The organism is uncultured Megamonas sp. (genome assembly GCF_958438645.1).
In the GTDB taxonomy this organism is placed as follows: domain Bacteria; phylum Bacillota; class Negativicutes; order Selenomonadales; family Selenomonadaceae; genus Megamonas.
Genome location: NZ_CAUBSM010000017.1, coordinates 1 through 13,535, shown reverse-complemented (window position 1 = coordinate 13,535; position 13,535 = coordinate 1). Strand labels below are relative to the sequence as shown.

Annotated in this window: 13 protein-coding genes; 1 reads left to right on the top strand and 12 read right to left on the bottom strand. The window is 34.2% G+C overall.

Translation table 11 applies throughout. The annotated features are described in order from the left end of the window. Window positions 1–219: 219 nt before the first annotated feature. Window positions 220–1,470, top strand: coding sequence for a pyridoxal phosphate-dependent aminotransferase (locus tag Q5I67_RS09780; RefSeq protein WP_302487201.1), 1,251 nt, complete (start codon window positions 220–222; stop codon window positions 1,468–1,470). Between the two features lie 105 nt (window positions 1,471–1,575). Here the strand turns inward: Q5I67_RS09780 and Q5I67_RS09775 are convergent, their stop codons facing one another. The 12 genes from Q5I67_RS09775 to Q5I67_RS09720 form a co-directional block, all read right to left on the bottom strand. Beyond that, entirely contained in the window at window positions 1,576–1,740 is a 165-nt protein-coding gene (locus tag Q5I67_RS09775; protein WP_296896381.1) for a hypothetical protein, read from the bottom strand. Between the two features lie 23 nt (window positions 1,741–1,763). Next, entirely contained in the window at window positions 1,764–2,882 is a 1,119-nt protein-coding gene (locus Q5I67_RS09770) for a sodium ion-translocating decarboxylase subunit beta (protein ID WP_296896379.1), read from the bottom strand. A gap of 62 nt (window positions 2,883–2,944) precedes the next feature. Then, complete coding sequence (locus tag Q5I67_RS09765) at window positions 2,945–3,220, bottom strand: OadG family protein (protein WP_302487200.1); 276 nt, start codon at window positions 3,218–3,220, stop codon at window positions 2,945–2,947. 179 nt (window positions 3,221–3,399) lie between these two features. Further along, a complete protein-coding gene (locus Q5I67_RS09760; RefSeq protein WP_302487199.1) occupies window positions 3,400–4,074 on the bottom strand; it encodes a hypothetical protein in 675 nt (224 codons plus the stop codon). A gap of 6 nt (window positions 4,075–4,080) precedes the next feature. Next, on the bottom strand, window positions 4,081–4,656 hold the full coding sequence (gene pyrE, locus Q5I67_RS09755) for an orotate phosphoribosyltransferase (RefSeq protein WP_015562054.1): 576 nt from the start codon (window positions 4,654–4,656) through the stop codon (window positions 4,081–4,083). Between the two features lie 2 nt (window positions 4,657–4,658). Next, the gene (pyrF, locus tag Q5I67_RS09750) at window positions 4,659–5,372 is read right to left on the bottom strand and encodes an orotidine-5'-phosphate decarboxylase (RefSeq protein WP_296896372.1); all 714 of its coding nucleotides are present in this window, start codon (window positions 5,370–5,372) and stop codon (window positions 4,659–4,661) included. Between the two features lie 138 nt (window positions 5,373–5,510). Then, window positions 5,511–8,762, bottom strand: a complete 3,252-nt coding sequence (gene carB / locus Q5I67_RS09745; RefSeq protein ID WP_296896370.1) for a carbamoyl-phosphate synthase large subunit — start codon at window positions 8,760–8,762, stop codon at window positions 5,511–5,513. Window positions 8,763–8,766: 4 nt separating this feature from the next. Next, complete coding sequence (gene carA / locus Q5I67_RS09740; RefSeq protein WP_302487198.1) at window positions 8,767–9,834, bottom strand: glutamine-hydrolyzing carbamoyl-phosphate synthase small subunit; 1,068 nt, start codon at window positions 9,832–9,834, stop codon at window positions 8,767–8,769. 18 nt (window positions 9,835–9,852) lie between these two features. Further along, window positions 9,853–11,145: a dihydroorotase gene (locus Q5I67_RS09735; RefSeq protein WP_302487197.1), complete on the bottom strand. Its 1,293-nt coding sequence runs from the start codon at window positions 11,143–11,145 to the stop codon at window positions 9,853–9,855. Continuing rightward, entirely contained in the window at window positions 11,129–12,091 is a 963-nt protein-coding gene (locus tag Q5I67_RS09730) for an aspartate carbamoyltransferase catalytic subunit (RefSeq protein WP_302487196.1), read from the bottom strand. Before Q5I67_RS09730 ends, Q5I67_RS09735 begins: the two co-directional genes overlap by 17 nt. Before the next feature lie 345 nt (window positions 12,092–12,436). Beyond that, window positions 12,437–12,967, bottom strand: coding sequence for a lytic transglycosylase domain-containing protein (locus Q5I67_RS09725; RefSeq protein ID WP_302487195.1), 531 nt, complete (start codon window positions 12,965–12,967; stop codon window positions 12,437–12,439). A 178-nt stretch (window positions 12,968–13,145) separates the two neighbouring features. Next, window positions 13,146–13,535 (bottom strand): RNA-guided endonuclease TnpB family protein (locus tag Q5I67_RS09720; protein WP_302487194.1); only part of this gene is annotated, 390 nt, incomplete at its 5' end.

The window sequence follows — 13,535 nt, the reverse complement described above, 5'->3', positions numbered from 1 at the left end:
TAATAAGCTGATTATAACATTTATTGAGAACTTTAGTCAATTTATTATTCGAACAAATCCACTAAATCTAGCTAGAAAGGATTTTTAAAAATATACATGTATACATGATGGATACATATAAAAAAATTTTACAAATTGTAGTATAATCATAAGAGTTCCCATTTAACATTGTTATTAATCAAACAAATTTTGTCTTTTATATTTAGGAGGAATTTACATATGAGTTTTAGTATGGTTGCATCTCATAGTACAGGAAAAGTTTTAAAAGATGTTATTTTTGGTGCAAGTGCTGCTTGCAATGAAGCTGCTCAAAAATATGGAGCAGATAAAGTAACTAATGGTACAATTGGTGCTATTATGGATGATAATGGAAAACTTATTTGCATTCCTACAGTAGAAAAAGTTCTTCGTTCATTACCTACAAATGAACTTGCTGCTTATGCTCCTATCATTGGTCTTCCAGCATATCTTGAAGCTGTAAAAAATCTTACATTTGCAGACAATAAACCAGAAGGCTACCTCGAAGCTGTAGCTACTGCTGGCGGTACTGGTGCTATACATAACACCATTTGGAATTATTCTGAAATCGGCGATAGTGTTTTAACTTCAGATTGGTATTGGGGTACTTACAATGTTTTATGCCAAGAAGCTGGTCGTAAATTAGAAACATATGAACTTTTCGACGAAAATATGAATTACAATATCGAAAGCTTCACTGACAAAGTAAATATGCTTTTAGCAAATCAAGATTCTTTACTTATCATCATCAATACACCTGCACACAATCCAACAGGTTATAGCCTTTCTGAAGAAGATTGGGATAAAGTTCTCGATGTTTGTAAAGAACATGCTAAAGGTGGCAATAAAAAAATCACATTGCTTGTAGACATAGCTTATATCGACTATGCAGGAGAAAAAAATGAAAGTCGTAAATTCATGAGAAAATTCTCCAATCTTCCAGAAAATATCTTTACTATTTTTGCATTCAGTATGTCTAAAGGTTATACTCTTTATGGTCAACGTACTGGTGCTATGGTTGGTTTATCATCCAATAAAGAACTCACTACTGAATTTTTAAATGTCTGCAAATATACAAGCCGTGCTACATGGTCTAATATCAACCGTGGTGCTATGGCTACACTTGCTACAATTGACCAAGATAAAACTTTACTCGCTCAATTTGAAGCAGAACGCGATGCTATTTATCAGACAATCAAACAACGCGGTGCTATCTTTATGGAAGAAGCAAAAGCTTGCGGTCTTAAAGCTCTCCCTTATAAAGCAGGTTTCTTCTTATCCATTCCATCTAGCGATCCTGCTGCTGTTTGTGATAAATTACATGATGATTTGATCTTTGCTGTACCATTAAAACGCGGTGTAAGAATTGCAGTTTGCTCCATCTCTGCTGAAAAAATGCATGGCATTGCTCAAAAAACATTAAATGCTTTAAACTTTGTTGAAGGTAAATAATATTTCTTTGATATAAAATACTAATAAACAAAAAAGGTAAATTGCTTTAATTTTATAAAGTAATTTACCTTTTTTATTGCATATATATTTTTATTTTATTAATAGCTATTTTTTCTGAGATGGATTAATATGTTCTCTACCATATCTATTCCAGCTAATATTATTATCCTGTCTACCAATCATAGGAACATCTTGATTTCCACCCGTTTGTTCTACATCAAGAAAAAATTCTGTACCACTTACAATTACATGATATCTTTTTTGTTTCATGATCAATTACTCCTTTATATCTATCAGCCACCGAACATAGCAAGCATAGTACCTGCAGCTACTGCTGTACCGATTACCCCTGCAACATTTGGTCCCATAGCATGCATTAATAAATAGTTACTAGGATTTGCTTTTTGACCTTCAATTTGAGATACACGAGCTGCCATTGGAACGGCTGATACACCTGCTGAACCAATAAGCGGATTAATTTTTCCACCGCTTAATTTGCACATTACTTTACCAAGTAATACACCAGCTGCTGTACCGCCAGCGAATGCAACTAAGCCTAAGAAAATAATTTCTACTGTCTGTAAACGTAAAAATTTATCAGCAGACATTGTAAGACCTGTACCTAAAGCCAAGAAAATAGTTACAATATTGCAAAGAGCATTTTGTGCTGTATCTGAAAGTCTATCTGTAACGCCAGATTCACGGAATAAGTTACCAAGCATTAACATACCAATCAATGACGCAATAGGTGGTAATAATAAACTTATAACAATTGTAGCCATGATAGGAAATACAATACGTTCAAATCTAGTAACTTCTCTTAATTGCCCCATTTTTATTGCACGTTCTTCTTTAGTTGTAAATAAACGCATAATAGGTGGTTGAATAAGTGGTACCAAAGACATATATGAATATGCCGCAACTGCTATAGCCCCCAATAAATCCGGTGCCAATTTTGTTGCTAAATAAATAGCTGTTGGACCATCAGCACCACCGATAATACCGATTGAAGCAGCTTCTTGAACATTAAAACCAAGTAACATAGCTCCACCTAAAGCTACAAATACACCAAATTGTGCAGCAGCACCTAACATCAATGTGTTTGGATTAGCAATAAGTGGTCCAAAATCCGTCATCGCACCTACACCCAAGAAAATAAGTGGTGGGAATATTTCCATCTGAATACCTTGACCAATAGCCCACATAACACCTTCATGAAAGCCATTATTAGGAAAATTTGCTAATACACAACCAAATGCAATTGGTGTTAAAAGCAATGGCTCATAACCCTTACCAATTGCCAAATATAATAAAATAAGACCAACGACTATCATAGTAATATTTCCCATATTCAAGGCTACATATCCACTATCTGTCCAAACAGATTGAATTGCTACTAAAAAAGCATCCATATTATAATGCCTCCCGTTCTTTTATATATTTACTTCTAGCTCTATGTCTGTACTGCATAATACTATAATTTTTTTATCGATTTTATTTCAAAATCTTTACATCCATAAGCCATCAAAGAAGTCACTATTATTGCAGCTAAAGTTTTATCTGCCATATTATCTTTAGGGATTTGTACTGGTGAAGTTGTTTTGACTTCTTCTTTTTTCGGTTCTACTTTTCTTTTTCTAGTAGGGTCAACAACATGTATAAGCCTGATAAATAAGCCTAAAATGTACAATACTACAAAAACAATTGTCATATTAATAACCATGATTAATATAGGATTTGGTGCGTCCATATTTATTCCACCCTTCTAAAATTATATATATTACTAATTCTTTGTAAAAATTTTAAATCCTTCTAATCCAAAAAAATTTTCAAAAAATTTTAATTTATGAAAAAACTATTACATGATTTTAGGTTTTCTATTACATTTTGTAATATATAATAAAAAAAGAGATATCATTTAGATATCTCTCAAATACGTGAACGTATCTTATGCAATGTAGATTTTAAATTTTTGTCTAAAAGCTCTGCCAAATCTTTTAACTCAGAGCAATCAAAATCATATGTTACTTCTGGTATGCGATGCAAACGTGCTTCACCAAAAAATTCATCTCTAAAAACATTGTAATATATAATGAAATTACTTTCTTTACTAAAATCACAATAATCAATGATAATATATGAACCATTTATTATCTTCACGGGCTCTTTAGGATTGATAAATAATTTAAAACCATCTATTTCTTTTGGTAAATTATCAATATACTCCCAATCCATAATAGCTTTATCTTCAATAATAGAACTTATATGTTCTCTATTAAAATGAGAAATATCTCCTAAAAGACTATCAAAACGTTCTTTAAGAATTCTTTCTAGTTTCTCAAGACTTTCCGAGATATATTCTATAGCACAAAATTCTATAAGGCCTATCGTTACTAATAGTTTATATTCTTTTGTTTCTTCATGATAATAAATCATGGTCTTTCGCTTCAAATCATCATTTTCATAACTATAAATTTGAAATGTATCTGCAACTTCTTGCATCAATATTTTCAATTTAAAATTATTTTTTTCTGGTGGTAAAGATTGCAAATAAGTCCAGGCCGAAACTTCAGCCTGGACTTTTTCTAATTGTTCTTTTTTCATTAAAAATTATTTACCAGTACGACCACGTTTTGTCATTGGTACATTATCATGACAAAGTGGGCATTCTTCTGGTTTATAAGTTGTAACATCAAGATGTAAAAGTGCATGAGCAGGAACATCTTCAAATGTAGCTTTACCACCGCTTCTATCTACAAGAAGACCTACACCTACTGGAATAGCACCTTCAGCTTTTACTACATCGATAACTTCTCTTACAGAACCACCAGTTGTAACGATATCTTCAACGATAGCAACTCTTTCACCTGGTTTTAAGCTAAAGCCACGACGGAAAGTCATTTTACCATCAACACGTTCTGTGAAAATAGCTCTTGTACCAAGTGCTTTACCAACTTCATGAGCAAGTAAAATACCGCCAGTCATAGGTCCAACTACAGTATCAATGTTTTTATCAGCGAAATATTCAGCAAGAGCTTTACAAAGCTGTTCTGTATATTTTGGTTGCTGTAATACGTTGAATTTTTCTACATACATTGGGCTGTGAAGTCCAGAAGTCAAAAGGAAATGGCCTTCCATGATTGCATTAGTTTTAATCAATAAATCTTTTACTTCTTGTTCAGTCATAATTAAGCATTCTCCATTTCTTTTAATATATTTTCAGCAGCTTCTACTGGATTTTGAGCTGCTCTTATTGGTCTGCCTACAACAAGATGAGTAGCACCATCAGCTAAAGCTTTAGCTGGAGTTGCAATTCTACTTTGGTCATCAATAGAAGCACCAGCAGGACGCACACCTGGTGTTATGATGAGGAAATCTTCGCCACAAACTTCACGAATGAATTTTGCTTCTTGTGGTGAAGCTACTACGCCATCAAGTCCAGCTTCTTTAGTGAGTTTTGCTAAGCGAATTACTTGATCTTTTATAGAAACAGTTTGACCGAGTCCTTCCCAATCAGCTTCATTAATGCTTGTTAAAATTGTTACAGCAATGATTTTTGGTGCTTCAATGCCCATTTTTTTAGCTTCAGCACGCACTGTATCTGCTGCTGTCTTCATCATAGTATATCCACCAGAAGCATGTACATTCATGATGTCTACACCTTGATATAAAAGTGAGCATAAACCTTGTGCTACTGTATTTGGAATGTCATGCAATTTTAAATCTAAAAAGATTTTTTTATTGCGTTTCTTCAATTCTTCAATAATAGATGAACCTACTCTGTAAAATAATTCCATTCCTACTTTATAGAAAACAACACTATCACCTAATTTATCCACTAAAGCGAGTGCATCTTCTTTTGTATGGAAATCAAGAGCAACGATTAATTTATCTTTTACCATAAAAATACCTCGTTATCATTTAATTGAGTTTAATACAATTATCCAACAATATAAAGTCGATATTGCACTATTATAATGTGTATTTTTACAAATATACGCCGATAAGAAATCCTATCGGCGTACAAAATCTACGTTAAATTATGCTAATTCATCGCCGCGTCCAATATAATCCTGAAGTGCTAAGGAGTAAACAAGACGGCGTTCACGAATAAAGCTCAATACACGTAATACTTCCCAAGCAGTATCTAAAGATGTAAGACATGCGATGCCATGTTCTACAGTAGCTCGACGGATTCTGAAACCATCTTTAGCGAATTTCTGACCAGGAGTTTGTGTAGTAATAACCATATTAATACCACCAGCTTTAATCATCTTGATGATATCGCTACTACGATCACTCTTCACATTTTGACCACGTTCATGTACTTTATATACGATAGAAGCATCAACGCCAACTTCTTTTAAAGCTTTTGCTGTGCCTTCTGTTGCTGCAATTTTGAAACCGAGTTCAGCGAAAGCTCTACCTAACTGTTTCATTTCTTCTTTATCTTTATTAGCTACAGTAAAGAGAATTGTTCCTTCATGAGGAATATTCATACCTGCACCTGTAATAGCTTTATATAAAGCACGTGCATAATGGTAATCGATACCCATTACTTCACCTGTGGATTTCATTTCAGGCCCAAGGGAAATATCTACATCTTGCATTTTAGCAAAGGAGAATACTGGTGCTTTTAAAGCTACATATGGTTTTGGTTCAACAAGACCAGATTTTAAACCATAAGAAGTAAGTTTTTCACCTAATGCTGCACGAGTAGCAAGTTCAACCATATTGATATCTGTAACTTTACTTAAGAATGGTACAGTACGGCTAGAACGAGGATTTACTTCGATTACATATACATTATCATTTACTACAACGTATTGGATATTTAATAAACCTTTAACATTGAGATTTAAGCCAAGACGTTTTGTATAGTCAATGATAGTAAAGATTACTTTAGAAGATAATGTCTGTGGTGGATATACAGCAATACTATCACCAGAGTGAACCCCTGCACGTTCGATATGTTCCATAATACCAGGAATTACTACTGTTTCACCATCAGCAATAGCATCTACTTCAACTTCTGTACCTTGCATATAATGGTCGATGAGTACAGGATGATCTGGTGTAACTTTTACAGCACGGTTCATATAATCGCGTAATTCATCTTCATTATATACGATTTCCATTGCACGACCGCCAAGTACATAAGAAGGACGAACCATAGAAGGATAACCAATTTTTTCAGCTGCTTTTACTGCATCTTCAACATTAGTTACACTTGTACCTTGAGGTCTTGCGATATTTGTTTGTTCTAATACTTCATCAAAACGTTCACGGTCTTCAGCACGGTCAATATCATCAACAGATGTACCGAATACTTTTACACCAGCAGCTTTTAAAGATGCTGCGAGATTGATTGCAGTCTGACCACCAAATTGAACAATAACACCATCTGGTTGTTCTTTATCAATGATATTTAAAACATCTTCTGTTGTTAATGGTTCAAAATAGAGTCTATCAGAAATATCGAAGTCTGTACTTACTGTTTCTGGGTTATTGTTGATGATGATTGCTTCAATACCCATTTTACGAAGAGCCCATACAGAATGAACAGAGCAATAGTCAAATTCTACACCCTGACCAATGCGGATTGGACCAGAACCTAAAACGATTACTTTGCGTTTATCAGTAGTTTTTACTTCATCTTCTTGAGCATGGAATGTAGAGTAATAATATGGTGTAGCAGCTTCAAATTCAGCAGCACAAGTATCAACCATTTTGTAGCAAGGTAAAAGGTTGATTGCTTTTCTCATATTGCGAACTTCATTCATGTCTTTGCCAACGATTTCACCGATAGAGCGATCAGCTAAACCATAGCGTTTTGCACGACGTAAATTTTCTTCTGTTAAACCATCTTTTACAAGTGCAAGTTCTGTATCTGTAATATTTTTAATCTTACGTAAGAACCATTTATCTATTTTTGTAATAGCATTAACTTCATCAATTGTAGCTATACCACGGCGGAAAGCTTCTGCAATAATGAACAAGCGTTCGTCATTGATGCGGGAAAGATGAGATTTAACTTCTTCATCGCTCCAGCTATCAACTTTGTCGAGATGTAAGCGATTTACACCGATTTCAAGGGAACGAACAGCTTTTAATAATGCACCTTCAAAGCAACGGTCAATAGACATAACTTCACCAGTTGCCTTCATCTGTGTACCAAGTGTGCGGTCAGCATATACGAATTTATCGAATGGCCAACGAGGGAATTTAACTACACAATAGTCTAAGGAAGGTTCAAAGCAAGCTTTTGTTTTCTTTGTTACTGCATTTGTGATTTCATCCAAAGTATAACCGATGGCGATTTTAGCAGAAACTTTAGCGATTGGATAACCAGTAGCTTTAGACGCAAGAGCACTAGAACGGCTAACACGTGGGTTAACTTCAATTACATAATACTGATTAGTTTTTGTATCTAATGCAAACTGTGCATTACATCCACCTTCGATACCGAGTTCACGAATGATGCGAAGTGAAGCACTACGGAGCATTTGATATTCATGGTCAGTAAGTGTCTGAGATGGTGCAACTACGATACTATCACCTGTATGCACACCAACTGGATCAAGGTTTTCCATATTGCAGACTACGATACAGTTATCGTTAGCATCACGCATAACTTCGTATTCTACTTCTTTCCAACCAGCAACACTGCGTTCGATAAGTACTTGACCTATCATACTGTATTTTAAACCACGAATAACGATTTCGATTAATTCTTCTTCATTTTCAGCGATACCGCCACCAGTACCACCAAGAGTATAAGCTGGACGTACAATGATAGGATAACCAATCTGATTTGCAAATTCTACAGCAGAAGCTACGTCATCAACGATTGTACTTTCTGGAATTGGTTCACCTAATTTTTGCATAGTTTCTTTGAAAAGTTCACGGTCTTCAGCACGTTCAATAGCTTCCAAAGAAGTACCTAATAATTCAACATTATATTTTTCTAAGAGACCTGCTTCAGATAATTTTACAGCAAGATTAAGACCAGCTTGTCCACCTAATGTAGCGAGTAAACCATCTGGACGTTCTTTTGCTAAAATTTCATCTAAAAATTCAACTGTAAGAGGTTCTATATATACACGGTCAGCGATATCTTTATCTGTCATAATTGTAGCAGGGTTACTGTTTACAAGTACAACTTCAAGTCCTTCTTCTTTCAATGCACGGCAAGCCTGTGTACCTGCATAGTCAAATTCAGCAGCCTGACCAATGATAATAGGACCAGAACCGATAACCATTACTTTTTTTAGATTTTGTTTTTTTGGCACTTAATTATTCCCCTTTCTGAAGCATTGCCCAAAATTGGTCAAATAAATATCTATTATCATCTGGACCTGGTGAAGCCTCTGGATGATATTGTACAGAGAAGATTGGCAATTGTGTATGGCGGACACCTTCTACAGTACCATCATTTACAGCTCTATGTGTTACTTCAAGTGGCAATCCTTTTAAAGATTCTTCATCTACAGCATAACCATGGTTTTGAGATGTAATATGAACTCTACCAGTGAGTAAGTTTTTAACTGGTTGGTTAGAACCACGATGACCGAATTTCAATTTATAAGTGTCTGCACCAAAAGCTAAGGATAATAACTGGTGACCAAGACAAATACCAAATGTAGGTTTTTTACCTGCAATTTCACGTACTACTTCAATGATTTCTGGTAAATCTTTTGGATCCCCAGGGCCATTGGATAAGAAAATACCATCCGGATTTAAAGCCATGATTTCATCAGCTTTAGTATCAGCTGGAACAATTGTTAAATCACAACCAATACCATGAAGAGAATCTAAAATATGTTGTTTTACACCAAAGTCCATAACTACAACATGTGGGCCACCAGGATTTTCCATTTTATAAATTTCTGGTGTAGTAACCATTTTTACTACATCTTTTGGAATTTCATTTTTCATTAAAGCATCAATTTCTTCTTGAGTTGCAGTTTCAGGTACGAGTACACCTTTCATTGCACCTAAAGAACGAATATGACGAGTAACAGCACGAGTATCTACATTATATAAACAAGGAATATCTTGTGCTTTTAAGAAGTCAGCTAATTCTTCTTCTTTTTGCCAGTTGCTACCAATATCACAAAGTTCACCAATGATAAAACCATTGAAGAAACATTTACGAGATTGATTGAATTTTTTTGCTGCACCATAGTTACCGATCAATGGGTAAGTGAGTGTAACGATTTGACTGCAATAAGATGGGTCAGTTAAAATTTCCTGATAACCTGTCATACCAGTATTGAATACAACTTCACCTAAAACAGGTCTTTCATCAAGCATATCGCCATAAAAAACTGCTCCGTCTTCTAATACTAATTTGCCTTTCAAAAGAGCACCTCCAAATTATTAAGCTATAATTTCACCATTATCCATTACAATATTGCCTTCAACAATAGTCATAACGGCTTTACCTTTTAATGTACGTCCTACAAATGGACTATGAGAACCTTTTGTGTAGAATTTTTCTTTTTCTACTGTCCATTCAAGTTCTGGGTCAAAAATAGTTATATCTGCCATAGCATTTTCTTCTAAGATACCGCGTTTGCCATCGAAGAATAATTTACCTGGCATATAACTCATTTTAGCTACAAGCTCATTTAAAGAAATTAAATCTTTATGATATAAATCTGTTAATAATACGCCAAGTGCAGTTTCAAGACCTGGGAAACCACTTGGAGCAAATTTATATTCACGGTCTTTTTCTTCTTGAGCGTGTGGTGAATGATCTGTTGCAATGATATCAATAGTACCATCTTTTAATCCTTCAAGAGCTGCTTTTATATCAGCTTGTCCACGAAGAGGTGGATTTACTTTTGTTGAAGAATCTGTTGGATCTACCATTTCATCAGTCATAGTCAAATGATGAGGTGTTACTTCTGCTGTAACTTTCACACCACGTTTTTTAGCTTGACGAACCATATCAATTGCATTTTTAGAACTTATATGAGATATATGCACCCAAGCATCAGCATATTCAGCTAATAAGATTTCACGCATTACAGCGATATCTTCGGCTACTGTTGGTCTACCTTTCATGCCAAGCATTGCAGAACGATGACCTTCATTCATCACACCTTCAGCTACAAGACTTGTTTCTTCTGCATGAGACATAATTGCTTTATGGAAAGTTCTCAAATAATCCATAGCATTGAGCATTAATTTACAATTATTATCAAAATGTCCATCATCAGAAAATGCCACAGCACCAGCTTGTGCCATATCGCCTACTTCTGCTAATTCTTTACCTTCTTGCCCTTTAGTAAGTGCACCAATAACTTCAATATGCACTACCCCTTCATCTTGAGCACGTTGTTTTAATCCGTTTACTAAAATTGCGTTATCTACCACTGGTTTTGTATTTGGCATTGTCGCTACTGTAGTAAATCCGCCAGCAGCAGCAGCTTTAGAGCCAGAAGCAAAATCTTCTTTAGCTTCTTGACCAGGTTCACGAAGATGAGTGTGCATATCTATAAAGCCTGGAGCTACTACTTTGCCTTTAGCATCTATTACTTTTGCATCACTAGCTTCTAAGTTTTCACCAATAGCTACGATTTTACCATTTTCTACAAGTACATCACTGACAGCATCAAAATCTTTGCCAGGATTTATAACTCGTCCACCTTTAATCAGTAATTTCATTGTCTTTTCCTCCTGTTAAAGTTAGAGTTAATAAAGCCATACGAACAGCAACACCATTTTGTACTTGGTCTTGAATTGCAGAATTTAAACCATAAGCAATTCCTGGAGAAATTTCCACACCTTTATTCATTGGACCTGGATGAAGAATTAATACATCTTTTTTAGCTAAAGCTAAACGTTCTTTATTCAAGCCAAAAATACGTGCATATTCACGAAGAGATGGGAATAATCCTGATTTCATACGTTCAAGTTGAATACGTAAAACATTGATTACATCTGCATCTTTAATTGCATCTTCTACACGGTCATGTACAAAAATGCCTGGTTCTTCAGCTAAATATCTTGGTAATAATGTTTTTGGGCCTGCAAGATGAACTTCTATGCCCATTTTTCTCATACCCCAAATATCGCTACGAGCTACACGGCTATGAAGTATATCACCAATAATAGCAACTTTTAGACCTTTTAAAGTTCCTTTATGTTGTCTAATTGTGAATAAATTCAATAATCCTTGAGATGGATGTGCATGTGCTCCGTCCCCTGCATTTATGATAACTGGGCTTACAACTTTAGTTGCATATTCAGCCGCACCTTCAGCACTATGACGCATGATGATAGCATCAACGCCCATATCTTCAAGTGTGAGCAGTGTATCACGAAGGCTTTCACCTTTTACAATACTGCTTGTACTAGATGTAATATTTACTACATCAGCACTTAGATATTTACCGGCTAATTCAAACGAAGTACGTGTTCTTGTACTTGGTTCGTAAAATAAGGTAACAACTGATTTTCCTCTTAATGTTGGTAATTTTTTAATATCACGATGAATGATATTTTTCATTTCTTTTGCTGTGTCCAACACTAATTCGATTTCTTCCGGAGAAAAATATTCTAATCCAAGAATATTTTTACCACGTAATGAAACGTTGTTTCTACTCAACATAGTCACTCCTTCGCACTTTAAATGAAACCCAAAATCAAAAAAAGCTTTCCTATGCGAAGGCATAAGAAAGCTACTGATAGCGCAATATAAAGATATATAGTGCTCCCTTTCAACCTCGCTGGATTTTTTTAAAGGGCTATATTTTTATTACTCAAATACTATCATAAAACTAGCAATCCTGTCAAATAAAAATACCTGCATATCTTCTATAAATATTATATCAAATATTAATATTTCTTACATACTTATTAGTATAAATAAATCAATTATTTTTACATAATTAATATTTCTTTATATAACACAAAAAGCTATATATCATGATTTATCCATAATATATAGCTTTTTTTATTTATATAATTCATTATAATGTTTTTTATTTTCTAGTACACGTTTTACATATTCTCTTGTTTCAGGAAAAGGTATTTTCGTATAATCTTTAAAATTTATATCCCAATTATATTTTTCCATCCACTCATATACATTTCCTCTACCTGCATTATAAGCTGCAAGTGCCAATACATCATTGCCCTTAAATTCATTTTGTAATTCCGATAAATACCATGTACCATATTTTATATTTATATTCGCATTATACAATTTATCTACAGAAAAACTATTATCTTCTATTTGACTAGCAATCCAGCTGCCAGTTTCTGGCATGATTTGCATAAGGCCCCTAGCTCCATGAACAGAGGTGGCATCTTGACGGAATTTACTTTCTGCCAAAATAACACTTGCCACTAAATTTCTATCTACTTCATATCTATCCGCATAGAAATTTATTGTATCTTGATAATCATATGGATATAAATATTTTCGTTGAAAATCCTCATTTTGCCAAATAAAATAACTTAAACTAGCTAATACTAAAATCATTAGCAATAATTTTTTCCAAAAACTCATTTTACGTTTTGTCTTAATATTTACTTGATGGTGTATCCTCTCACTCCTGAACCTCCCACGACTAAAGTCGCAAGATTCTCGGTCAAATATTCTAACGAATACAGTATCTCCGAGCTATCCCCATAGTTCCTACGGTTCTTGTATATGTTATTTAAGCTATGTTTAATATTCTTAATCCTTCATTTCTAATATTTATAGCTGCATTTACATCTCTATCGTGATGTGTTTTACATTTAGGACAATTCCACTCTCTAACATTTAAGTTTTTTACTTCAGTATTTTTATATCCACAAATATGACACAATTGGCTTGAAGGATAAAATTTATCTATTTTGACAATAACTCTGCCAAACCATTTGGCTTTATATGTTAGTTGTCTCATAAACTCTGACCAGCTAACATCAGCTATATTTCTTGCTAATTTATGATTTTTCATCATGTTTTCAACTTGCAAATCTTCAAGACAGATTACATCATAATTTCTGATAGGTAGTTTTATTTTATTTCCTAAAAATACAATGTTGTTATTTGTCATATTTGT